We start from the raw sequence: 25729 nt of genomic DNA on the forward strand, positions 1-25729 counted from the left end.
GCGCGAAACACGGGGCGCGATCGTCGGGACCGTTTACGCCGCACCGCAAACCGCGAGCACGTACGAAATCCTGCGGCTTGCAGCCGCCCGCTTCGTCCTAGCTATTGAGAACGGAACATGTCAACGACAGGACACTCCATGTCATTCGCCACGATGCTCGTACGGTGGCTCGCCGGGCGGTTGGCCGGCGCCGCCGGTATGCCGGGCCAGTTGCGTCCGCGCGCCGCTCATGCCGCGTCGAATCCGCCGCTGCGCTGGCGCTCGCCGTGGCTCGCGTGGCAACTGCTGTCGTGGACCTCGCTCACGCTGCTCGCGCCGCCGATCTGGACGATCGGCACGCTGCTGCTGATCAATCCGTCGAGCGACCAGCCGCTGTTCTGGGCGTTCGCGATGGCGATCGTGCCGGTCGCGAACGGCGTCGCGATCGTCGCGACGAACCAGCGGCATCACCGCACGCCGTTCACTCGCCGCCCCGCGGTTGCAGCCCACACGTTCGCGATCGCGATGACCGTCGGCTGCACGCTGTTCGTGCTGCTGCTGTGGCGCTCGCACGCGATCGCCGGCCTCGTCGGCCCGCTTGCCGACGACGGCATGCGTCCCGCGACGCTCGCGTGCTGGGTCGCGGGGCTCGCCGCGCTGTTCGGCGTCACGTCATCCGCGCATGCGAGCATCGCGCATGCGTGGCTGGCGTTCGAGGTGTGAGCGCGCCGCGCCGACACTGCGGGGGCACGCGAATGCATCGATACGGGACAGGAAGGACGGCGCACGCACGGCGCGAACGCGGCATCGCGATCGTGATGGTGCTGCTCGTCGTCGCGCTGGCGGCCACGCTCGCGGCCAGCGTGCTGTGGCGCCAGCAGGTCGCGACGCGCGACGTCGAGAACCAGCGGCTCGCGACCCAGACGATGTGGATCGAGCGCGCCGCGGTCGAGTGGGCACGCGCGACGCTGCGCGCGCAAAGCGCGACGTCGAACGTCACGTTCGTCGGCCAGCGATGGTCGGCGCCGGTCGCCGACGTGCAGCTCTCGGACCTGCTGCCGTCCGACGCGCTGGCGGTCAATGGGGAGCTGTCGCGCGCATGGATCTCGGGCAGCGTCGAGGACGCGCAGGCGCGCTTCAACCTCATGAACCTCGTGTCGCGCGCGGCGCCCGGCAAGCCGTGGCAGTCCAACGGCGAAGGCGTGCTGGCGTACCGGCGCCTGCTCGGCCAGTTGTCGCTCGATCCTGCGCTCGCGCAACCGACGGCCGATTACATGCTGCGTTCGCTGCGCGACGCGAACGGCCCGGGCGGCTGGCCGCTGCAGCTCGTGTCCGTCGACGATCTCGCACGCGTTCCCGGCTACGACGCGCATGCGATCGAAGCGCTCGCCCCGTTCGTCACGATCCTGCCCGACCTGACCGTCGTCAACGCGAACACCGCGACCGAACCCGTGCTCGTCGCCGCGATCCCGACGCTGTCGGCGAGCCAGGCCAAGCGGCTCGTCGATCGGCGCGCGACCGCCTACTTCGTGAGCACCGGCGACATCGCCGAATACCTGCTGCCCGCGCAGGGCGGCAACCCGACGTTGCCGGACGGCGCGGCCGTCGGCGTGAACAGCGGCTACTTCATCGTGCATTGCCGCGTGCATTCGGCGCGGATCAACGCGCGCATCGACACGCTGATCGCGCGCTACGGCAGCGGCAATTTCGCGTGGACGTCGGTGATCTGGGTGCGGCGGCTGACGAGTTGAATCCGGATGCGGCAGGTACCGGCGCGGCGAACGGCGAGCCGGGCCGGCAACGTACGATCGGCGCCGACTAATTCAGCGACGACTCGCTCAACGTCACCGGCCGCAGGCCCTGCGCCGCCGCCGCATCGAACGACAATCGCGTGAAGCTCGTCTCGCGCACTTCGCCGAGCAGCCGGTTCCAGTCGTCGATCGACACGAGCAGCGCGATCGGCCGGTTGTACTTGGTGACCATCACCAGCGCCTCACCGGCGTACCGCAGCGCCTTCGACGGATTGCTGCTGAAGTCGCGCGTCGCCATCGCGATCGTGCGCAGGCTGAACACGCTCGCGGCCGGATCGTCGCCGTTGTCGTGCAGCAGGCACTCGAGCGTCGCGGCGCGCAGCAATGCCTGCGACTTCGAGGACAGCCGGCTGTCGCGGCGGCGCCGCCGTTCGCTGCGCGGGTCGACGTGCACGGCAAGCATCCGCACGATCTGGCCGAGCGTCGTCGCGGGCAACTGATCGTAACGCTGCCACCAGTCCGGCGGCAGCGCGATCATCATGCCCGCATAGGTGGCCGTCACGCCGTCGGCGATCAGCGACGGCAGGCGCGCGACGTCGCGCGCATCGAGGTCGAGCGCGCCGCCGACGACGCGCGTCATCACGCTGAACGCGTTGTAGGCGAACGCGGCGATGCCGCTCGCCAGCAGCGCCGCACGCGCGGGCACGGCGCCGAACGGCGTGCCGCCCATGACGGGCTCGAGCGCGAGCGGCAACGCGTCGCGCCAGCGCCGGCGCGACAACGCCACGACCTGCGGCGCGTCGAACCGCTCGGCCGACAGGTCGGTCAGCAGCGTGACGATTTCGCCGGACGCCTCCGCGCCTTCCCATTCGATCTGGCGAAACGTGTCCGACGTGCCGCCTTCACCGGCCATCCCGACGGATCGTTCGCGAACGCGCCCGGCACCGACCACGCCGGCATCCTGCCAGTCGCCCAGCGGCCGGCAGGCGGCCGAACGGCCGTATTCGCGCAGCACGAACGCGCCGCCGCGGCGCGGCCAGCCGGACAGGATCGCATCCGTATCGAAGCGCCCGTCGACGATCCACAGCTCGCCGGGCCTGACCGTTTCGAGCAGCGCGCCGACGAATGCGCGCTCGTGGGACCGGCCACGCTCGCAAGGCAGCAGGTCGACGATCATCCCGAGATCCGGGTCGTACACCGGCAGGACGCGCGCACCGCCTGCCACCGCATCGCGCGCCGGGTCGTCGCACGCCCGCCCGCAGTCGCAACCGTCGGCTCGCGGCGCACAGGCCTCGGCGGCCCCATCTAGCACGCGCAGCCGCATCCCGTCGACGGCGCGCGCGCCATCGACGTCGCGCATCGCCGCGACCGGCAGCAGCAGGTCGACACTGTCCCTGACCAGCGCGCGCCCCCAGCCGGATCGCCACCGGCTCATGCAATCGTGCAGCGCCGTCACGGCCGCACCAAACCCCGGCGCGACAGTGCCGGCGGCATCCGGTATCCGCTGCCACGCGGCAATCGCCGCGATCGCGTCGACGGCAACGGCAAACAGCGCCTCGCGGATCGACTCGCCGTCGGGTTCGTCGCCGCCCCCCGCCGCGGCGCCGACCCAGTCGTCGTGCAGCGCGCATTGCAGGACGAGCCGCGCCATGATCGTCATCGGGCTCTGTTCGACGAAGCGTTCCACGACCGCGCGCATCATCGGGTTACCCCACGCTGTCCGGTCGATCGTGCGGGCCGCACCGGCATGCGCTCGCGCGCGTCGCAACGCGTTCGCACTTGACGCGGCGCGATCGACCCCGCAGCATCGTGAGCGACCCGATCCGCGCGACGCCGCGCCGTCGCGGCGGTTCGCCCGCAATCAATGCACGAGGCACCGGCATGTACGTAGATCCCCGCGTGGCGCACGGCCGCGCCCGGTTCGACCTGAGCGGCTCGCCGCGGCTCATCGCCGACGAGCGCCGCTGGGAGATCAGCGATGTCGTCACGCGCGGCCTCGACGATTTCAAGGGCGTGCGCAATCGCCGCAACCTGCTGCGGCTGCTCGAGCGTCAGATCGCGCCGAAACTCGTGCGCCTCGGGCTCGAACCGTACGTCGGCGCGCTCGGTCACGCGGAAGGGCTGTTCGTTCATTTCTCGACGATGAGCGCCGAACACGGCTTGCGTGAATTCCAGCTTCAATTGACGGTGCCCGACCTCGTGCTGCGCAGTTTCGCGTCGAACGTGATCCGGCCACACGCGGTCGCGCGCTGCATGCAGCGCAACGGCGTGATGTCGCTTGCGGAAATCGAACATGAGACGCGCATCGCGTTCGTCGCGGCGCGCGTGATGCGCTCGCTGGCGATCGCGGAAGGCTGGCAGCAGATCGGCGTGCCGACGCCGCACGGGCTGTTCGTCGGCACGCTGACGCAAGCGCGCGACGTCGCGATGAATACCTATTTTCGCCCCGGCGACAACGACCGCCCGTCGCGCTGGAGCGGCTTCTCCGCCCTCTTCTCGACGATGCCGGACTGGCGCCCGGAACAGGTCCGGCACGGCGGCGAACTGCTGCAATGGATGGTCAACCATATCGTGGCCCTGCAAGAATCCGCACCGTTCGTCGAACGCTTTCCGTTTCTACGCGAGCCGCTGCGCGACGCCGACGATCCGCTCGACGCCGCATGGAACGGCGCGCGCGCCGACCATCGTGCATGACGGGCGATCCGGGGGCCCATTCCGGCCCCCGTTCCCCGGTCTCCACGCCACCGCCCCTCTTCACGGCCCCTCGCTCTCTCATATACAAGGTCGCAGCGGCCCCGCCTAACCCGCAGACTTTCTTGCAACGCCCATGCGGCGCGTCAATGCGTGCGCGTCGACCCGCCCGGCTCGCCGGGCTCCGGACGGCCGACCGTCTCCAGCACGGCCCACATCCAGATCAGCTCGCGCACCGTGCGCGCATGCTCGTCGCTCTGCGCGCGCCAGCGCCCGAAAGCGTTGCGTTCTTGTTCAGTCGTGTCGCCGGCGCGCAGCCACAGCAGCCAGCGCACCGCGCCCTCGCGGATCGCGTCGGCGCGCGTGTCCGCGTCGCCGGAATCCGTATCCCGTTGCGATTCGTTCATGATCACGCCACCGCCCGAAGCTCCCTCGACACACATCCCCCCACCGCGCATCGCTGCGCGGCCGGGGCGCTTGCCACCCACGCCTCGGGTCCGACGACGCACCACCGGGCCGTCACGCGTGACGGCCCGGCGTTTGCCGGCCCTCATGGATAAGGTCGTATCGACGCGCCGTAACCCGCAGCACGGGCAGCCGAGCGGCAGGCGGAGTAGCGGCCTGAAGGAAGCGGGATAAAGGAAGGAAAGCGGAACGCGGAGAAAGCAGCTCAGCTCAGCTCAGCTCAGCTCAGCAGCACGATGTTGCCGGGCAGGCGCGTGATGTGCGCACCGTACAGGCGGCCGACCATGTCGATCACGTCGTCGAGCCGGGTGATCGGAAACTGCGCCTGCATTCGGTTCGCGCCGAGCGATGCGCTGCGCAGGATGACCTTGCCGCGCCGGTAGCGGTTGATCTCGTCGACGACGTCCGACAGCGGCACGCCGTTGAACACCAGCATGCCGCGCCGCCACGCGCTGACGGCGCCCGGATCGGTCCGCGACACCGGCTGCACGCCGCGGTCGTCGTAGACGACCTGATCGTCGGCACTGAGCGTACGCCCGCCGCGCGGATGCTCGAGCGTGACCGTTCCGGACAGACACGTCACGCAGACCTGGGAGCCCGTACGCCGCACGTTGAAGCGCGCGACCAGCGCCCGCATGCGGCCGCCGCCCGCCACCACCGTGACCGGCTGGATCGGCGTCGCGCGGCCGGCCGGCGGCGCGACCGCGTCGATTTCCGCCTCGCCCGCGACGACTTCGACGCCATGCGCGGCATCGCTTGCCGGCAGCACGTCGAGACGCGTTTGCGTATTCAGTTCGACCGTCACGCGCGACGACAGCGCGACGCTGCGCTGCTCGCCGGTGCCCGTGTGGTAATCGGCCGCGATGTCGCCGAGCGACGGCCACAGCTGCATCGGCGGCCGCACCGCGAGCCATGACGCGCCCGCCGCGACCGCGAAGCCGATGAACGCGCGCCGCCCGGTGCGCATCGTGCGTTCGCGCCTGGCGACATGTGCCCAGGCAGCGGCCGTGCGCTCCTCGTGCGCGAGTTCGGTCGCGGCCGTGCGCAGCGAGCTCCAGGTGCCGCGCAGCAGATCGGCGGCTTGCGGACGATCCGCACACCAGCGCTCGAACGCGTCGGCGTCGGCCTGGCTCGCGTCCCCCGAGCGCAGACGCAGCAGCCACGCACTCGCTTCGTCGAGTTCGTCGTGGGCAGGTTGGGCCTGGGCTTTCGTCATCGTCCGGATGCTCAAAATTTGCGCGGGCCGCCTCGCGTGCCCGTGTACGGATCGCCGTCTTCCTGCATGCGCTGCAGGCAGTACTTCATCGCCGCGCTCAGCTCGCTTTCGACGAGCCGCAGCGAAATGCCGAAATGCTCGGCGATCTCGCGATTCAGCAGGCCGTCCACGCGGGCGGCCAGCAGGATCGCGCGGCGCCGCGGCGGCAGGCCGCGCAGCACGTCCTTCAGCGTCTCGACCTTGCGGCGCGCCGCGACGATGCGCTCGGGATCGGCCAGTTCGTCGGGCATCTCCAGCAGCGTCTCGACGTCGTCGTCGTGCAGATGCCGCCGTTCGCGCCGATGCTGGTCGATCGCGACATTGTTCGCCATCCCGAGTATATAAGCGTCCGCGTTCGTCACCTGCGTGGAGACGTTCGCGTTCTCGAGGCGCAGCCAGGTTTCGTGCAGCGCATCGGCGGCGCCGTCCTTCGACCCCGTCACGCGTTCGAGCCGCCTGACCAGGTACGCGTAGCGCGTCGCCAGCAGATTCCGGAGCCCGGAGCGGTTGCTGTCGGACATGGCGGCCTAGCCCCGAACGACCGGCTGCGGCGCCGGGCAACGGAAATGCACGCCGTTGCCGGCCGGGCGCAGCAGGATCGTGACCGGCTGCGGCAGGTCCGCAGGCGGCGCGTCGTCCAGCTTCAGCGCGCGCAACGCGCGCATCACCGCCGCGTCGCGGGCGGCCGAACCGCTCGATGCCACCATGTTGACCGCCACCACCGCCCCCCTGTTGTCGATGCGCACCTGCGCGACGAGTCGATAGCTGCCCGGCACCGCCGCCGGCTGCGCGCACAGCGCATCGATCAGATGCGCCTGCAGCAGGCCCGCGAACGCGCGCCGATCGCCGGAATCGCCGATCCCGTCGATCGGCAGCGCCGCATCCGCCGGCGGGTCGGCCGGAGCGGGCGGCGTCTCGGCGGCCGGCTGCGCGACGATGATCGCTTCGTCCGGGCGCGAGAATTTCGCACTCAACCCCGTTCCGGCCAGCATCCGCTCGAGCGCGTCGCGCGGCGCGAAATCGCCCTGGACCGGCGCACTCGTGCGCCCGTCGAGCAGCGGCGCCGGCGCGAGCACGATCAGCTCGGTGAGCCGCGCGAAATCCCGCAACGTCTTCGCGAGCGGCTGCGCGGGCAGATCGAAATGCACCGCGCTGCCCGGCTGGCGGCCGGTGGAACCGGTCTCCTGTGCCTGTACGCCGCGCATGCAAAGCACGACGAACGCGAGCCACGCGACGAGCGCCAGGACACCGGTCGGCGCCCGTGAACGAGTCATGAATCCCTGGACGGAAGTGGAGTTGCACGCCGCGTGCCGGAACGCAAACCCCCGTTAGCGGTTCGGCCGCAAGCGAACGACAGATTGTGAGCGGGCACTGTGACAGTCCGGTGAAGCGTATCGCCGCGCGACTCAATCGCGCCGCACCGCTTTCGTGCATCGCCGGATCGCACGCGAACCACGACGCCCGCCGCTCAGGGCCGGCGCACGACGAAGTTGCCGATGCCCGTGCCGACGACGGCCATCCGCACATCGCCGGACCACAGCGTGATCGTCACCGGCACATCGATGCTTTCGCTGCCGAGCACCACGCGCGACGGCACTTCGCCGCCGCCCGTGTAACGCACCGACACGCCCGTCACTTCGCTTCCCCAGCGGCGTGCGCGATACAGGTCGTCGGTCATCGGCGCCCAGGCGCCGCCTTCGGTGCGCTGCACGAAGCGATAGCCGCCACCAACCGGCTGCCATGCGATCGGCATCGCGCGCACCTGTGCTTCGTCGCCGGCCGATTCGAGCAGGTTCGCCAGGCGCTGCGCCTCCTCCGCCAGATCGGTGCGCCGGTTGCGCGACGGCGCGAGCGTCACGACCGCGACCAGCAGCCCGGCGATCATGAGCACGACGAGCATCTCCAGCAGCGTGAAGCCCGCCGCCGTGCGACGCAGGACGCGTGTGTGTCGTATCGGCCGCTTCACGATGCACATGCCGTCACTGCCACGAACCGATGTCCGCATCGTTGCCCTCGCCGCCCGGTTTGCCGTCCGCACCGTAGCTGAACACGTCGATCGCGCCGTGCGCGCCCGGGTTCAGGTATTGATACGCGTTGCCCCACGGATCCTTCGGCAACCGTTCCAGATAGCCGCCGTCCTTCCAGTTGTTCGGTGCCGGGTCGACCGTCGGCTTCTGCACGAGTGCGGTCAGCCCTGCTCCTGCGACGGATAGCGGCCGTTATCGAGGCGATACAGGTTCAGCGACTGCATCATCGTGCCGATGTCCTGCTTCGCGGCGATGCGGCGCGCCTCGTCTGGACGACTCATGATCTTCGGCACGATCAGCGCCGCGAGAATCCCGAGGATCGCGACCACCACCATGATCTCGATCAGCGTGAAGCCGCGTTGCGTGCGGCGACGCGCTTGTCTGCCCGCGTGGCCGGCGTACGACGTTCGGGTTTCGTTGAGGCCCGTCATCATGCATTCACCCTCGCAGCAAAGAATGGAAAACGTCTTGTGCCCATCGCATCGACCCGTCGCCATGAAACCATTCGACCTGCTTCGCATCGCGCCGTCCCGCACCGATCTCCTGCAGCTCGCGGCGACGTTCGCCGCCGCCGCGACACTCGCCGCCGTGTCGCTGTGGGCCGTGCGCGTATTGAGCGGCGCCGATGCGCCGGTCGCAGTGCTTGCACCACCGCCCACGTCGATCGACGTTGCAGCCGGCGCACGGTTGTTCGGCGCGAAACCCGACGGCGGCCGCGATGCCATCCAGTTGCTCGGCGTACTCGCCTTCGATGCACGCCGAGCCGCTGCGATCGTCAGCGTCGGCGGCGAAGCATCGCGCGTCGTGTCGCTCGGCGCGGCGATCGGCGACACCGCGAAGCTTGCCGAGGTTCGCGCGCGCTCGATCGTCGTCGACCGCAACGGGCTGCAACACGAGATCGCGCTGCCCGCCACGGAGAAGGCCAACGCGTTCGTGCGCTGAGCCGCGCATCACTGCACCATGTTGTTCAGCTCGATGATCGGCATCATCACCGCCAGCACGATCACGAGCACCACGCCGCCCATCGCGAGAATCAGCAGCGGTTCGAGCAGGCTCGTCAGGAACATCGTGCGGCGCTCCAGCTCGCGCGATTCGCCTTCGGATGCGCGATCGAGCATCGTCGTCACGTCGCCCGTCGCCTCACCCGAGCGGATCAGGTGCACGAGCACCGGCGGGAACGTCTTCGTATGGGCCAGCGCGCGCGATAGCGCGGAGCCTTCGCGCACGCGCACGATCGCGTCGTCGACGTTCGCGCGCATCGCGCGGTTCGACAACGTCTCGCCGGCCGCCTGCAACGCACGCAGGATCGGCACGCCGGCCGCCGTGAGAATGCCCAGCGTGCTCGCGAAGCGCACCGTGTTGTAGCCGCGCACGAGCTTGCCGGCGAGCGGCGCGGTCAGCACCCACGTGTCGAATCTGAGCCGCGGTGCATCGCGCGACAGCACCTTGCGGATCGCATAGACGATCGCGACCGTCGCCGCGAGCGACGCCCACCACCAGTGCCGCACGAAATCGGACAACGCCATCATCACGACCGTCAGCGTCGGCAGTTGCTGCTTGGTGCTGGTGAACACGTTCGCGACCTGCGGCACCACGTAGCTCAGCAGGAACGTGACGATGCCGAACGCAATCAGCGTGACGATGCCGGGATACGTGAACGCCAGCAGGATCTTTTGTTTCAACGCATTGCTTTGTTCGATGTAGTCGGCGAGGCGCGACAGCACGACGCCGAGCTTGCCCGTGTGCTCGCCGGCCGCGACGAGCGCGCGATAGATTTCCGGGAAATCGCGAGGATGCTGGCTCAGTGCGTTCGCGAACGAATGGCCGCCGACGATTTCCGCGCGGATCGACGCCATCAGCTCGCGCATGTATTCGCGTTCGGCCTGCTCGCTCAATACCGACAGCGATTCGTCGAGCGGCAGACCTGCGACCAGCAGGCTCGCGAGCTGGCGCGTGAGGATCGCCTGCTCGCGCTGCGACAGCTTGCGGCCGAGCGACAGGCGTTGATGACGCTCGCCGTGCAGACGCTGCGCGGCCAGTTCGACGACGAGCGGCGTGAGCCCCTGCGTGCGCAGATGGCTGCGGCCGGCGCGTGCGCTGTCGGCTTCGAGCACGCCTTTCAGCGTGCGGCCGGTGGGATCGATCGCTTCGTAGCGGAATGCCGACATGTCAGTACCCTCTGCCCTCGTGTCACGCGTACGACTTTTTCCGGCGATGTTGCGCAACGGGCCGGATGGAGTCGCCGGAGAAGACTAAGGAGCGAACCGGCGCAAATTTGTGACGGATGTTGGGCTACCTTTTTTGGCGGGCTTTATTACTTTCGATCGATATTCTTATATCGGAAAAACGATTTCATTCCGGATAGCATCCTCAATCACTTGAAGATTAACGATCAGATACGCAAGAATTAGCATTCTTTTATCAAACCCATTCAATCAATTTCAGGAAAATTTCAACAGATGACTCATTCGTCTCCGGAAGAAATGCTCCGTAGCATCCGCCACGAAACTGACTTGGAGTTGCGATAGCGCGGCACCGTATGCCGGGAGCCGTCCGCGTGACGTGCGGAAACGCGCTCCAGCATCCCGCTCCAAGCCCGCTCGAAGGTGCACAGCGGCGCTCGCCGACACAATCTCAACATCTGGGAATTCCGGCACACGTCGAATAGCGGCCAAATCGCCCCTTTATCAATCCGAGTAACGCAATGACTTCTCTGGCGAAAATGTTACGCACCATTCGTTATAAAAAATTCACACGCGTTATTCGGATTTACACCTACATTTACCCGGCGGTCCATAAGCATTCCAACCGCAGTAGCAGGGGTTCCCGTTTATCTTCGTTCAAGGAAATTTCTCATGAAATCCAGCAAGCGCAAGATCTGTCAAGTCCTCGCTCTCGTTGTTTCCGGTCTGGGCGCCACGGCCGCGATGGCCGCAGGCCCGGTGATTCAAGGTGGCGGTTCGTCGCTCGTCGCACCGACGATCGGCGCCAACTCGCCGGCTTCCGGTGAAATCGGCCTGTTCGGCACTTCCAATGCCACGTTCACGTACTACTCGGTCGGCTCGGGTGCCGGCCAGAACGCATTCCTGAACAACCAGCCGACGTACCTCGGCGCGGGCGTCACGGGCACGGTCGACTTCGCGAACAGCGATGCCGCGCTGACGACGGCACAAGTCACGTCGTACAACGCCGGCACGGTCGGTGCAAACAGCGGCCCGCTGATCCAGATCCCGTACATCGTGACGGCCATCACGGTGCCGGTCGTCAACGGCCCGGCCGTGACGAGTTCGATCACGCCGCAAACGACGCCGGGTCAGGCGCACAGCATTGCGCTGAACGACGACGACCTGTGCGGCATCTTCTCGGGCAAGCTGACGAACTGGAACCAAGTTACCAATCCGGAAGGCGGCTTGTACTCGCTGAACAAGCCGATCACGGTCGTCTATCGCGCGGACGGCAGTGGCACGACCGAACTGCTGACTCGCCACCTGCATGCGGTTTGCACGACCGCCAACACGAAGGCCGGCGTGACGTTCGTCGATTCGCTGACGTTCGCGAACACGACGGCGTTCCCGTCCGGTGTGCCGGCAAACTTCGTCGCGGCTTCGGGCAGCGGCGGCGTTCGCGGTTCGCTCGCATCGCTGTCGTCGGCCGGTACGGCCGCAGTCGCCTACCTGAGCCCGGACTACACGAACACGTTCCTCGCGTCGCAAAGCACGGTCGTGACGTCGTCAGGCGCGCTGCAGCTCCCGATCGCCAGCCTGTACAACTCGACGAAGGGCGCGTACTACGCGCCGACGTATGCGAACGCGACGACGGCGCTCGGTACGATTGCTGCTCCGTCGGGCACCGCCGCCGCCGATCCGACCCAGTGGGTTCCGGTTTCCGGCACGGCCTACAGCCAGCTGGCCAACCCGGCCTCCGGCTATCCGGTTTCCGGCACGAGCCAGATCATCCTGAGCCAGTGCTATGCCAATCCGAGCGTAACGTCGAATGTTCAAAGCTTCCTGAACAACCACTACACGAACGCCAGCTACGCGTCGGTCGTGCACGGCAACGGCTTCGACACCGTGCCGTCGAGCTTCAAGACCGCGATCTCCGCGAACTTCCTGAGCAACACGAGCGGAAACAACTTGGACATCGGCGACGCATCGGCCTGCGCTTTCGTCACCGGCCGGTAATCGACAACCGATCCTGCAACACACGGCATTACAGCGCACCGGCCTCGAGCAATCGAGGCCGTTTTTTTTAAACCTCCACCTCAGTCAACGACCCGCCTATAACACCCACATCGGTCGTACTGCATCGATTCGCGCTGCAGTCGAAGGCATCACGATGCAATGGTTATCACGATCCATAACCCGTGGCCGTTAGCCACGCGTGTCAGACGCGGAAGATCGTGGCCGGAGCGAACCGCATCCCCAAGCTGTCGCCAACACCGTTCTCACCTGTCTCAACGTTCGCTACGCACACCATCGATACGGCAAGCCTCGTCTCAGTGAATGCTGCGTCGTGTCTCCCATCTCCCGGAAGCAGCCTCTCGAATCATTCAGGATGTGCTGGACGCAGCTTTCGCGAATCCTGCGACACCGCAACCGCCGACAGCTCATGAAAGAGACGCTCCAAGCGCATACGATTCGGAGATTGGAAATAAAAACTCCCGCTTCAAACATGCAAAGCAGGAGTGTTTTTCCAGTCTACCCGGCTGAATCGGGCGCTACCGAATCAACCTGCATTTCTCGGTCACATTCAGAACCTGTTCAGCTTTCCAAGCTCCTCCTTGCTGAGCAACGTCCGCTGGGTCGGCCCCGCCGCGCCGAACCCCAGCAGCGAAACCGAGTTCGACGAATCGTAACCAACCTGCTCCGACTTGCGTCGCTTCGACCCGCCATCCGGGCCGTTATCCCCGAAACCCTCGACCTGAACGCTGATCGTCCAGCGGCGCGGAGCAACGCCCGATGCATTGTTCTTCGCGATGTCCTGAGCAACCTGACTCGCCGCCGACGCCGCCGAACTCGCAGCCGTCAGCGCGCCCGTATTCACCGCCTGCACGAGCGGAATACCGGTTGCCTTTCCCGTCACCTGAATGTTGTCCGCGTTCACGACACGCAACGCGGCGACGTTCAGGTTACCCGCACGAATGCCTGCGTCCCCGGCATCGACGGTACCGCGTGGCGCAATCAGGTTGACCGTGCCTTTCGGTGCACCCGGTATGCTTTGCAGCGTCGCGATCCCTGCACCAGTTACCTGCCCGCGCGAATCGACCGTGCAGTAGTGGTTCGCATCGCACACGTACTGCGGCGCCGGCGTATCGGCCGACGTCTTCGCGCCCTTGCCCGCGTTGATATCGCCGTTCGAGCTCCAGATCGTCATGTCGCCGCCCTGCTCGGTGAAGATCCGGCTCTGCGCGAGCAGCACGCTCTGGTCCGTGAAGATATCGACGTTGCCCTTCTCGAGCGTCAGAATCCCCATTGTGCCGGGGCCCGCCACCACGTTCCCGTTGGCGTCCACAATCTGCGGCGGCGCCGTCGTACTACCGACGAGTGCCTGCCCGCCCGGCCCGAGGATCGTCACGTCGCCGCCTTGCTGCGTCTGGATCGTCGTGCTGCGGATATCGAGATTGCCCGTGTCGACCTGCTTGTTCGCGCCATTCGAACCACCGCCCAGATTGTTCGCCGTGTAGCCGAACGAAGCCGGGAACAGCGTGTTGATCGCCTGGTAGCCTCTCGCGTACTGGCCGCTGTATCGGCTCGCGGGGTCGTTGAAGTCCGCACCGACTTGCGCGAGCACACCGAACAACACCTTTTCCGCGAAGAGCTGCTGTACGTAAGACGGCAGCGCCTGGAATTGCTTCCACGCGTCGTCGGCCGTCAACTGGGCGACCTTCGCCAGTGCCTTGTCCTTGTCCACCTGCAGTCCCGTATCGACGCCAAGCCCCGCGTCGTACTGCTCCATAAACGCGATCAATGCGGGCGTCGCGCTCGGCACGCCGGCAACCGAGCTGCCCGGCGCGACATAGGTCGAGATGAACCCAGGCAGATCGACGCCGGGGCCCACGCCAAACAGCACGTTGACGTTCGCGCTCTCGTGCGGCAGGTTCGGGTTGTTCGCGTTGCCGACTGCGTCGATGCCCGTGAACGGGTGCGCGATTCCATCTGTGTTGGCCTTCTGGTTATACAACTCGGCCTGACTCGTCAGCGGGCCAATATTGCGCCCGGCCTGAACATCAAACCAACCAGGTCCGCCAAGCGACAAAACCGGAACTGCGCCGCCTCCTGTGAAAGGAATCGGCGTGTCGTAAATGTCCCGACCGGCAACGATCCGCGTCACATCCGAACTGCGCAAATTCTGCCCCCAGAACGCCAGGTTCACGATGTCCTGTCCAGCCTGCACGAGCGCCGGCTTGTCGATCGACAGTGTGACGAGACTCCGGTAGAGGCCGTCACTATAGCCGGGAGCATCGACGGTGCCGTTGACGATGCTTCCGTTCAGACTGTAAAGGCGTGCGGGCTGCAAGTCGTCGCCATGAAGCGCATTTGGAGCATGTGCGGCGAGTGCCGTATTCGTCAACGCCGGGATACTTACCTTCAGTTGCGGGTTCGTCGGCGAAGGCATCTGTGATGGATCGGCGTCGGACAAACCGAACGTATTGGGCAATGCGGCGTTGGTTCGCATGCCTGATACATTGGAAAGGTACACCGATTGGTCCGCGATCAAATTCAACTGACCAACAGCCGACGGATAGAGGACACCGCCGGATTGAACATCAATCGCACCATCGAACGCAATCAGATTCATGCTCGCAGGCAGCACGCCGTTCGCGCCGGTCAACATGCCCCCGGGCGAACCGAGCCGGACGTCGCCGGTCGTGGATAGCACACTGACCGCGGAAGCAGGTGAATAGCCCTGGTTGTCAGGATACTGGCCGTAATCGAAAAGATTGACGATAGCAGTCGGCTGTCCGCCGCTCTGCGCAAAGCTGCTCGAATAAGACGGATTCAGTACCGCACCAATATCCACGCCCTGGCGCGCAGTAACGTCGAATATTCCGTCCTGAGTTGCAAGCACCGTCGACACGTCGAGCGGAGCCACTCCAGTTTGTCGAGACGCCACGGAAATATCCGACCCGATGCTTCCACCAGCCGATATCGTCCCCGTTCCCTTCGCGACGAAGTAGTCGCCGCTCAGAATGTCGCCGCCCGCTCGCACCGCCAGGTTTCCGCCGCCGACAATGACAGGCTTGCCGCTACCATTCAGGTACCACGTGGTCGGCAGCGATACGGCCAGGTCCGAAATTTTGCCACCGGCACTGATCGAGACGTTGCCGCCGACGCTCATCACGCCTTGGTCGAATGCGCCGAAATCGATCGACGATCGGGTCAACGGAGCGACGATCGTACTGTTATTGGCAGTTGTCCCCGGAGTGATCTCCATCCACTGCCACCAATACTGGCTGATGCTGTTCCCGGCGCCGCCGGTCACCGCGCCTGCCGCATCGGCCACGTTCTGGATGCCGTTGATGTCTCCCTGCACACGAATAGATATGTCGCCGGCCGAATCGGGATTCACAGCCGGTGTAACCAGAATGTCTTGCAGGCCCGGGCTGCCACTCACAACTGCCGTGGTAATACCCAATGCCGGCGAACCCTGCGCAGGCGCGCCCGCCGTATATACCACGCCCGGTGCAGTCGTATCCGCCAGCGCAAGATCGTTGCCAGCTGCAATATCGATCGATCCCGTGCCGGTACGGATCGTCGTCGGCTGAAGCAACGTCAATCCGTTCGAATCGACGTACTCGGTGTGCCGGTTTAGCGTTACGTTGCCGGAAGACGCACTGCCGACGTTGAATGCAGCAGCAGGCTGCACGGCAAGCGGATTGGCGCTCGTCAGATCGGCGCCGCCGACCAGGCGGTATGACGAGCTTTGGCCTCCGAGGAGCGCGGCAAAACTGATGGGCAACGGGTTATCGGAGGTTGCAACATTGGCCGGCACGTTACCTGGCAAGTTTCCGATATTGGCAATCCCCGTATCCGGGATAGACAACGGTGCGAGCGGAGCATATACGAAACTGAATGCATTGTTCGGATGCACCAATACACTGGAACTGGATTTAATGATGGAAATTTTACCGACATAAAAATTTCCATACAATGAAATATAGGCACTGTAATCCGTGGGGCTAGACGGCAGAACAGGAGGAGTAGGCGTGCCAAATTTATTGTACACAACCACTCCATTCCTGACCAATCCAGTGATGGTTACGGCATTGTAACCATTCAGCCATGTCGAATACGCACTCGAATAATCCTGATACGAACCATAATCTGAAATAATTGGCGCAGACGTAAAGAGCGGAGAATAAGTCATTACATGAAGCGAATAATTACCCTTGCTCGCACTACCATTCATCCAAAGATCATAATAACCACCCCAGGCATTCGCATAGCCCAGATAATTCGAATAATAATCGGCGGTCTGTTTCACGAGCGGCGCGTTCAACGCGATGTTCGGATCATATAGCGGATTCCCCGAGTTGCTACCGAATGAGGACAAGGACTGAGTCGAACCATCCGTCAATTGCACGGTAATCGACGCCGGATCGTCCAGCGACATCAGGTTGTTGTACAACGCCAGCGCTGCGGCGTACGTCCCCGTAGCCGACGCATTCCCCGCCGCCCCCAGAATCGTCGCGACCTGGTTCTGGAAAAATCCGTCGGTAATGCTTGCTTCCGCATCGAAGTCGTTCGTCGCCCGGAACGTCAGCATCGGCGCGACCGTCCCCTTGTAGCGATACGAAGGCACGATCGTCCCGCTGTTGTTCGGCAGCCCCGCGCCCAGATTCCAGTTCGACAGGATCGAGATGTTGCCGCCATTGATCGCCGGGCTCGGGTTGTCGAACTCGATCCCCGGCGCCACGCGGAAATTCGCGATGCCCGAGGTCGCCCCTTGCAGCATCGGCCCATTGGCGCCGAGCCCGCTCTGAATGAATCCCATCAGCGTGCCGGGCGTCATCGACAGCGTGCCATCGCTCGCCTTCACGATCTGTCCGCCGTAGAAATTCTGATGATCGGCGTTCGCGGTCGTCGGCACGAAGTACGCGCTGCTCATCCCCGGAAAGCCGATCGATGTGATGCCGTTATACAGCGAAGCCAGGTCGGCCTGGCTGTCCGTCAGCGTCACCTGCGCGCCGGTCGCGTCGTTCGTCAGCGTGCCGCCGCCGTCGCCGCTCGCATCCGGCGTAAACGTGAAGGTCGGCGGATTGGTACCTTGCGCGGTGAACGTGCCGGCCAGCAGATGCCCCTTGCTGTCGTACCAGCCCGCCGGGTCGACGATGCCGTCGAAGTGCTGCGCGCCGGACGTCGCATCGGTCGTGTTCCACACCGCGTAGGCCTCGAGCGTCGTCGCGCGGGAACCGACGATGCCCTTGCCGCTGTTGAATGCATTCGGCAACTGGACATCGATGCTGCCGTCCGCGAGCAGCGGCGCCCGGAAATTCACGGTGCCGCCCGACAATCCGCCGGCCGTCCCGCCCGATACGTCGATCAGCGCATTCGCGCCGACACGGATCAGCCCCGAGCGTGACGGGTCGATGTTCTCGTAGCCGTAGGTCGCGTTGTACGGATTCGAAACCGTCGGATCGAACACCGCGCTCGTGCCGATATTCACCTTGCCGCCGCGCTGCGTCGGATCGGAGCCACGCGCGAGCAGCGTACCCTCGACATCGACACCGCTGCGTCCGTACAGGTCGATCTGCCCGCCCGACTTGCCCGACGCGTCGATCGTGCCCAGCACGTTCACGTTGCCGTTCGCGGTCTCCGACGCATTGCCCGCGCCGCCGTCGGCCGTCAGCGACACCGAGTGCGCGGTCAGCGCGTTACCGACCGACAGCGTCAGGTTGCCCGACTTCGTATGAACGGCAATCGACTGGTTCACGCCGCTCGATGCGAGCGTCTTGGCCAGCGAATCGAGGTCGGCTGCGCCGACCGTGTCGAGCGACAGCGAGCCGCCCGCATAGCCGTTCGTCGCGCCGCCCTTGATCGTGCCGTCGAGATTCACGACCTGCTTCGGTGCCGACAGCGTCAGGCTGCCCGCCGCACCGCCGCCCTTCGCACCCGAGAAATCAAGCGTCGTACCCGGTTGCACGTCGACCGTACCCGCGTCGGCGGTCAGGACGATCGAGCCGGCCGGCGCATATTGCGTCACGTCGAAGAACTGCTTCGACACGCCCGCCGAACTGACCGTCGAGCCGCTGCCGATCGTCAGGTTGCCGTTCGTCGCCTCGAGACTCACGTTGCCGGCCGGCGCGGCGATCGTCGCGCCGTTGTCGGCAAGCGTGCCGCCGACGAATTTCCATGCGCCGCCAACCGGCGTTTTCGTCAATGCGGTGCCCGCTGCGCCGTTCAGCGTCAGCGCACCGGCGGTCTTCACGTTCGATGCCGAGCTCGTATCGGCCAGATACACCGGCGCGTTGAGCGTCACCGGCAGCGAACCGAAATCGAACGTCCCCGTGCCTTGCCCGACGATGCCGCCGCTCGCGGTCATGTTCGCCGACGAGAACCCGCTCAGCGTCTTCGTGCCCGTGCCGAAATCGATCTCTTTCGCGTTGACCGTCAGCGTGCCGCTGCCCGGCGTAGCCGTACCGTCGGGCGCGCCCGTCTCGTTCGTGAACGCGATCTGCTGCCCGTTCAGCGTCACGCGGCCGCCGTCGCTCGTGAACGTGCCCGCGCTCAGGTCGACGCTCTTGCCGAACGTCGCGTTCACGTCGCCGACGAAGCCCATCGCGCCGTAGCTGCGCAGCGTGACGAGATCCGCGTTGGCGAGCTGCGCGAGCCCGGCCGGATCGATCACGAACCCCGGCAGGTTCGCAGCGGCCGCGCCGCTCGCATTGGTGAACGTGATCGCCGAGCCGTCCGCCGTGATCGCCTTCGCCCACAGCACCGCGCTCGGGTCGACCTTCAGATTGCCCGAAGAATCGAGCATCAGCGCCTGGCCGCCCGACAGCGTCGCACCTGCGCCGACCGTCAGCAGCCCGGTGCCGGTGCCGCCCGTGCGCGTGAGCGGCGCCATCGCGCCGTTCGACACGCGCAGTATCGCGCCGTCGCCGGCGATCGCGATCGGCTGGTCCTTCGCCGCCGGGTAATCGCCTGCCGCCACGATCGATGCACCTGCGTCGACACGCAAGCCGTTTGCCGCGTTCGAATCCGTGCCACTCGCGTCCGTTTTCGTCACGAGCAGGATCTCGGGCCCCTTCAGCGACGAATTCGCGTCGTTCGACACCACCACGCTGTTCGCGATCGGCGTGATCGTCACGCCCTTCGTCGTCGCCGCACGCGTGCCGCCGATCAGCAGGCTGCCCGCGTTCAGCGAATCGAGCGCATCGCCACCGATCTGCAGATAGCCGGGCAGCGCCGCGCTGCCGTTGCCGGTGATCTGGATGTCCTGCGACGCGATGTCGACCTCGGCCGGCGCGCCGCCCGCACCCGCCGCCGCGTTCAGCGTCGCGCCGAGCGTGAGCGCCTTCGTCGCGGCCAGCACGAGCTGACCGCCGTCCACCGGCAGCGGCGGCGTCACGTTGCCCTGCTTCGCGGCCTGCGCAGTGAAGAAGGCGTTCGCTCCCTTCAGCGTGTATTGCGAGTATTGCTGCCACACGTTGCCCGACTGCACGTTGAAGAGTATCGGCGTCGCGCTGCGACCGCCCGTCACCGCATCGGCGAAGTATCCGGCCGTCATGACGGTACCGTCCGGCAGCACCTGCGACGCACCCGGCACGACGTTGCCGGTCGTAGCCGACACCGTCACGCGATACGCGCCCGGAAGCGTCGCGTATTTGCCTGGCAGCAACGTGTAGTAGCCGGCTGCGAGGCCGGGCACGCCGGACAGGTATACGGCCTTGCCGATCGAATCGTTCGTTCCGGCCTGGCCGACGCCGAGCGTGACGGTCTGGGTCGTCGCCGTACCATTACTGGCGACGTCCGGCTGCACCGACTGCGCGAACACCGGATCGTAAGCGGCCACCGGCGACTGTACGCCCGGCACGATCGCATAGACATTCCCCGCGCCGGCATTGGTCGGCACCGCCGTCGCACCCTTGCCGCTCGCATAGCTCACGTTGTATTGCGACAGCACGTCGCGCGTGCCGCCCGTGCCCGGCGCCCATTCGGCTGCCTGCAGGTCGCCGCCGCCGGACAGGTCGATCGTCGCGCCCTTGTTGAGCGCGACGCTGGTGCCGTTCACGCCGATGTACTTGGCAGGCGGCGCATTCAGGTCGGACGCGGTCGTGCCCGCGAGCGGATTGAACTGCCACTCGACACCGTCGACCGTCGTGCCGTAAGGAATGGTCGTTGTGCCGTTCGAGACCGACGTGATGCTACCGCTCGCAAACGTCACCGAATCCGTCGCGACGAGCGGCAGGCTGCCGAACTGCTTCTGCGTCGCACTGTTCGTCGGATCGCCGACGCCGAATACGAGCGAGCCCGACGGCGCGCGCACGGTGCCGCCCTGCACGATGTTCGTCGCATCGACGAGCAGCGTGCCGCCGGCCGACAGCGGTGTGCCCGACGAACCGGTCGAACCGAACGTGACGGTAGTCGGTGCGAGCTTGCCCGTAACCGGATCGGTGGGGCCGACCGCGTCGACGATGAACGTGGTGCCGGTGGCGGGATACAGGCTCGCAGCATTGAACGTCACGTTGCCCGGCGTATACAGCACACCCGGCGACAGCACGTTGCCCGACGGATTGGTCGAACTCAGCCGGATATCGCCGCTGCTGTTGAAATTGGCCTGGCCAAAATTGTTGAGCTGGAACTGGTTGCGCAGATCGACGAACGACGCATTCACGCTCAGCGTCGCATCGGAGAGCGTCGCGACCGGCGTGAACGTCGGTGTCGACGAAGGCGCCATCGGACCGGTAAGCGCAACATAAGGCGCGTTGATCGTCACCGTCGTGCCGAGCGCTTGGGCCGGCGGTTGCGCGAGCAGGTTCGTGAACGTCGAGCTACCATCTGCCTGCAATGCAGGTTTCGACAGCAGCGTCGACAACTGATCCAGTCCAATTGCTGCGATCCGGCCGGTATTCAGCGTCACCGACTCCGGCAGCGTCAGATTCACGTTACCGGCAAACACGATCGGCGGCGCCGAAAACGGAGAGGGTGCGCCATTGCCCAGCACGAGATTCGCAATCCCCGAATCATTCAGACGATCGGCAACAAACTGGATCACGCCGGTCGGCTGACCGGTCGGCAGGTTGGTGTTCGAATCGATCGGCGTCGGGAAATCCTCGCCCGGCGCAAGCCCGGCGGGTACGAGCATCCCGCTCTGCTGCACGACGAGCGCGGTCGCGCCGGTCGAACCGCTGTTCGAATGCGGCAGGATCGTCAGCATGCCGCCCCGCGCCTGCGGCGCACCGCCATGACCGGCCAGCGCCCCGTCCGCGAAAAGGCCGTACGCGGCCGATAGCGTGATCGACCCGGCATCACTCCACACGGGTTGCGACGCATACGTGCCGTTCGCCTGCAATTGATCGAAGTTCGCCGATGCGCCGGACACGTCTATCTTCGAGCCGGCTTGCGTGACCACGTAGCCCGTATCGCTAGACAGCATCACCGAACCGCCTGGCAGAACCTTCCCGGTATTCGGCACGACGGTCGTTCCACCGATCTTGACCGGCGTTGCCAGCGGATTGACGAGCGCTACACCGGATACGTCGAGCGTCGCATCGGCGCCGAGCCAGACAGACCGGCTGTTGCTCGGCGTGAAGACATTGAATTGCCCCGGCTGACCGGTCGTGGCTCCGGTATCGGCACTCAACACGATCGACCCGCCCGGCGCGACCACCGAGCCGAGCACGGTAACCTGCGTCGGCGACGCGAGAGCAACGCTCGCACCCGCGTCAGCATTGATCGATGCACCGGCCGACAGGGTGACCGCACCGGTCACGCCCGGATACGATGGCGTCGGACCGTCTGGCACGGTTTGCCACGCCACATCATTCCCGCCCGTCAACACGAGGTTCGTCGGTTGCCGGTGATACGCGTCGAGTTGACCGGTCGTCGTCAGGCCACCAGTCGACAGATTCGCACCCGAGCCTGTCTGCTGGAGCGCCAGCGCATCCGGAATGCGATTCAACTGCGTCAGCGCGACCGCTGCGCCAGGTGCGATGGTCGAATCGTAGTACGCGTTCAGCACGTACTTGCCGAAACCCTGTTGCGAGAAGAAGTTTTCGGGCAGATACACGTCCCAAGGCGCCGCCCCCGCCCGGTCACCACCGATCCGGAAGCCGAGCGCCTCGAGCGTCAGCGTGCCGCCCCCTGAAAAACCTTCGCTCAGGATCGTGCCGCCCATCGCGATCGTGCCCGCAGTCGGTTGCGTAGCAGGCAAGGGCGACCCACCGTCGCGCGTATGACCGAACTGCTGCGTCGCCTGCGGAGCGGCGTACGTCTGCAACGTAACGTTGCCGCCACGCCCTGCCGGCACACCGTTCTGCATCAGCAACTGGCCGTTCGCGAGCATTTCGCCGCCGCTCGATACATCGAGCACACTTCCCGGCTGCAGCAGGACCGAACCCGTCGTGTCCACGGCGTCGCCGTTGACGTATGTCGCCCCTTGCGTCGCCGACAGCGAGATGCTGCCGCCGTTGATGAACTGGCTGTTGCCCGGCGTCGTGGCCGGCACGGCCTGTACATCGTTATTCACCCACTGGCCGGCCGCGCTGATCGCGCCCTGCGGCCCGACGACGACGTTGCCTCCGCTCGTGATGGAAATCGAACCGGACGGCGCGGACAGCCGCCCCCCGACATTCACGTCGCCCCCTACCGCAGGGCTGTTCAGCGAGATCGTACCGCCTGGCTGCAAGTTCAGTTGCGTGCCCTGTGCAACCACGATGCCCTTGCCCGCGTTCTTGTCCTCGGTCACGTTCAGGTTCGCGAAGCCGCCGCTGTTCAGCGTCGCGACCGGTACGACCCGCGTCGTCAACAGATTGCTCGGATCGTTGCCGGCAAGCGTCGAAGAAGCATTCTTGTCTAGCGGCGTATCGATCGAGAAGCCCGACATCAACGCGCCAAGCTGCGGCGCCTCGTCCTGCAGAATCGTCAGGCCCGAGATCGCGCTGATCGGCATCAGCGAATTGGCTGCGGCATTCCACGTCATCCCGGCCAACGCTCCGCCGGCAAGCTTCGGATCCGCGCCGAGGTTGAACGTGCCGCCCGAAGGCAGGCTGTTGCCCTGCATCTGCTTCGCGCCGCCGAACGCCTGCGCGCTGATGTCGCCGTCGAGCACCAGCGCCTGCGACGCGAACAGGTCGAGCGTGCCCGCATTGCCGCCGACGATGTAATCGGACTGATAAGTGCCGCCCGTCAGCAGCGGGTTGTACCAGGACTTCGTCACGCCCCAGCGCGGATGGCTCTCGACGAACTGCCCGGCGATGCCGACATAGTTGTCGTACGGGCTCGCCTGACCGACCGGCACGATCGCGCCGTTGGCGTCGACGAGCCGCGTGGTATTGACCATCCCGCCGTTGTAATGCACATACCCGCCGTTCAGGTTCATCGACGAACCTGTCGCGGTCATCACCTCGTTGCCGGACAGCGTGATCGTGCCGCCGTTGGTCAGCAGTTGATCGACCGTACGCGGAATCAGGTTCACGTACCCCGACAGGTTCAGGATCGGGCTGCCGACCCACTGCACGCCGTCGCTGCGCGTGCCCGTCAGTGTGCTGTCGACGACGACGCCCTTCAGCCCGAACAGGAAACTGTTGCGCAGCAGCGGCGAATCGGCCAGTTCGTTCTGGCCGATTCGGTCGATCGTCACGAGCGTCTGCGAGATCGGCGTCTGGACGTCCGCGAGCCCCGACACGTCGATCGTCGCGCCGTCATCCACGTAGATCCGGCCCGGCACCGCGGTCTGGCCGGCCACCTTGTTCGTCACCACCGACGGCGCGTAGGCCGTCACCGACACGTTCGAGCCCGGCGCCTCAATCAGCGAGCCGCCCTGGAACCAGACCGAGCCGGCCGTCATCGTGATGCCGCCGGGCGTGAATGTCGTGCCCGGAGTCGACGTCGCAGTCTGGCCGTTATTGTCCGGCAGCACCGTCGTCACCGATCCTGGCCCGAAGCTCAGCAGGCCGGCACGATTGACGTTGTCGCCCCCACCGACGCCGCCCGTGACCGGGGTTGAACCCGTATACGGGTTGCCCAGCGGATTGTTCGACGCATACTCGTCCGCCGTCGAGATCGTGATCGTGCCCGGCGTATTCACGCTCGTCGTCACGCCCACCACGCCGTTCTGCGCGACGCGGCTGCCGAGCAGGTTCACGTTGCCGCGCGCAGCCTGGACGATGCCGGTATTGGTCAAGGTGCCGGCCGGCGTGACGTCGATCGTTTTGCCGGTCTGCGGATCCGTCGTCACGATCTGCCCGCTCAATTCCGGCAGCAAGACTTGAGGGTTGCCCGTCGCGCCGGTTGCATTGGGCCGCAGGCTCACCCCCACGCCCGCTGCGAGCACGACCTGCCCCGCCGTTGCCGAGATACTGCCCGCGTTCGTCACGTTCGGCGCGGCGACCAGCACGAAACCGCCATCGCTCACCGTGCCGTTGGTATGCGTCGTGATCGAAGCGCCCTGCTCGATCGTGACGTCGCCCGGCGCCTGATAAGTGCCCGTCAGTAGCGCGGCATTACCGAGGCCCAGCACTTCGTTCGGCTTGCCGCCCGAACCCACTACCCCCGTGGAACTCCCCGACTCCGGATAGGCCAGTCCGCCCGTCGTCCCCGCCGGCAAACTCAAAAACTGCTGGTTGCTCGCGACGATACCCTCGGCCGTCGGCACGAGTTGGTTCTTCATGTCGAGCAGATTAAGCGACGACGCAACCAGCGAATGCACGTTGACCTGCGACCCCGCGCCGAACAGCACGCCGTTCCGGTTGATCACGTACACCGCGCCCTGCGCGGTGACGTTGCCGAGAATCTGGCTCGGCCGCCCGCTCGGGTCGTTGATCCGGTTCAGCACGGCCCAGTTGTTCGCGCCGTTCGTCTGCGTGCCGGCCGACTGGTCGAAGTTCAGCGTCGTCTGCCGGCCGACGTTCATCGTCTGCCACGTCAGCACCGCGTTCTGCCCGGTCTGCTTGACGTCGACGTTCACGTGGCCGCTGTTATCGACCGTCTGCTGCGGCCCGTTCGCGTTGACCCACAGCTGCGGATTGCCCGTGTCGGTATTCTGGCTGACCAGATTGCCGTTGCCGTCTTTCGCAAAGGTGATGCCCGGCGCCACCTCCAACCCGCCCGGCGCGAGCCCGTTCGGGACGGTCGAAGGCAGCTTCGCCGCCGCCGCGGCCGCGTTCTGCTGCGCGGCGATCTGTGCGGCGATCGCGTGCGCGGCGTAGCCGAGGTTGCGGATCGACGGCTGGCTCGCCTGCAGCGCCTGCTGCGGCGACACGCCGAGATTCGGCACGCCCGGCGCACCGCCCGCACCAGCCGCGCCACCGCCCGATGCGCGCGCGGTCGCCGCGCCGAGGTTCATGATGCCGGCCGCCTGCGCGTGCGCGGACGCCCCGGTCAGCAGCATCAGGGCCA

At 66.1% G+C, this 25729-nt stretch carries 13 protein-coding genes and 1 pseudogene; 5 read left to right on the top strand and 9 right to left on the bottom strand.

The window, feature by feature from the left end; translation table 11 throughout:
* The first annotated feature begins 138 nt into the window (after positions 1-138).
* Both HWX09_RS18835 and gspK read left to right on the top strand, forming a co-directional pair.
* On the top strand, positions 139-702 hold the full coding sequence (locus tag HWX09_RS18835; protein WP_027780976.1) for a hypothetical protein: 564 nt from the start codon (positions 139-141) through the stop codon (positions 700-702).
* Positions 703-734: 32 nt separating this feature from the next.
* Positions 735-1730 carry a type II secretion system minor pseudopilin GspK gene (gspK, locus tag HWX09_RS18840; RefSeq protein WP_027780977.1) on the top strand — a complete coding sequence of 332 codons (996 nt, stop codon included), beginning with the start codon at positions 735-737 and terminating at the stop codon, positions 1728-1730.
* A gap of 67 nt (positions 1731-1797) precedes the next feature.
* On the opposite strand, the gene HWX09_RS18845 is transcribed toward gspK, so the two are convergent.
* Positions 1798-3417 carry a transposase gene (locus HWX09_RS18845; RefSeq protein ID WP_244135817.1) on the bottom strand — a complete coding sequence of 540 codons (1620 nt, stop codon included), beginning with the start codon at positions 3415-3417 and terminating at the stop codon, positions 1798-1800.
* A gap of 194 nt (positions 3418-3611) precedes the next feature.
* Between HWX09_RS18845 and HWX09_RS18850 the strand changes: the two genes are divergently transcribed.
* Positions 3612-4424, top strand: coding sequence for a hypothetical protein (locus HWX09_RS18850; protein ID WP_027780979.1), 813 nt, complete (start codon positions 3612-3614; stop codon positions 4422-4424).
* 143 nt (positions 4425-4567) lie between these two features.
* Here HWX09_RS18850 and HWX09_RS18855 read toward each other — a convergent pair whose 3' ends face one another.
* The 6 genes and pseudogenes from HWX09_RS18855 to gspG form a co-directional block, all read right to left on the bottom strand.
* The gene (locus HWX09_RS18855) at positions 4568-4828 is read right to left on the bottom strand and encodes a DUF4880 domain-containing protein (protein ID WP_230469040.1); all 261 of its coding nucleotides are present in this window, start codon (positions 4826-4828) and stop codon (positions 4568-4570) included.
* 278 nt (positions 4829-5106) lie between these two features.
* A complete protein-coding gene (locus HWX09_RS18860) occupies positions 5107-6102 on the bottom strand; it encodes a FecR domain-containing protein (protein ID WP_027780981.1) in 996 nt (331 codons plus the stop codon).
* 11 nt (positions 6103-6113) lie between these two features.
* Positions 6114-6662: an RNA polymerase sigma factor gene (locus HWX09_RS18865; protein ID WP_011354683.1), complete on the bottom strand. Its 549-nt coding sequence runs from the start codon at positions 6660-6662 to the stop codon at positions 6114-6116.
* A gap of 6 nt (positions 6663-6668) precedes the next feature.
* The gene (locus tag HWX09_RS18870; RefSeq protein WP_027780982.1) at positions 6669-7415 is read right to left on the bottom strand and encodes a secretin and TonB N-terminal domain-containing protein; all 747 of its coding nucleotides are present in this window, start codon (positions 7413-7415) and stop codon (positions 6669-6671) included.
* Positions 7416-7609: 194 nt separating this feature from the next.
* Complete coding sequence (locus HWX09_RS18875) at positions 7610-8116, bottom strand: GspH/FimT family pseudopilin (protein ID WP_051421294.1); 507 nt, start codon at positions 8114-8116, stop codon at positions 7610-7612.
* A gap of 4 nt (positions 8117-8120) precedes the next feature.
* Positions 8121-8503: pseudogene (gspG, locus tag HWX09_RS18880) on the bottom strand (type II secretion system major pseudopilin GspG).
* Positions 8504-8663: 160 nt separating this feature from the next.
* Here gspG and HWX09_RS18885 point away from each other — a divergent pair.
* Positions 8664-9110: a type II secretion system protein N gene (locus HWX09_RS18885; protein WP_051421295.1), complete on the top strand. Its 447-nt coding sequence runs from the start codon at positions 8664-8666 to the stop codon at positions 9108-9110.
* 8 nt (positions 9111-9118) lie between these two features.
* Here the strand turns inward: HWX09_RS18885 and gspF are convergent, their stop codons facing one another.
* Positions 9119-10336: a type II secretion system inner membrane protein GspF gene (gene gspF / locus HWX09_RS18890; RefSeq protein ID WP_027780985.1), complete on the bottom strand. Its 1218-nt coding sequence runs from the start codon at positions 10334-10336 to the stop codon at positions 9119-9121.
* A gap of 687 nt (positions 10337-11023) precedes the next feature.
* Between gspF and HWX09_RS18895 the strand changes: the two genes are divergently transcribed.
* Positions 11024-12349, top strand: coding sequence for a substrate-binding domain-containing protein (locus HWX09_RS18895; RefSeq protein ID WP_027780986.1), 1326 nt, complete (start codon positions 11024-11026; stop codon positions 12347-12349).
* A 568-nt stretch (positions 12350-12917) separates the two neighbouring features.
* On the opposite strand, the gene HWX09_RS18900 is transcribed toward HWX09_RS18895, so the two are convergent.
* A complete protein-coding gene (locus tag HWX09_RS18900; RefSeq protein WP_027780987.1) occupies positions 12918-25721 on the bottom strand; it encodes a filamentous haemagglutinin family protein in 12804 nt (4267 codons plus the stop codon).
* Between the last annotated feature and the right edge of the window lie 8 nt (positions 25722-25729).

The organism is Burkholderia sp. BCC1208 (genome assembly GCF_902833095.1).
GTDB lineage: Bacteria > Pseudomonadota > Gammaproteobacteria > Burkholderiales > Burkholderiaceae > Burkholderia.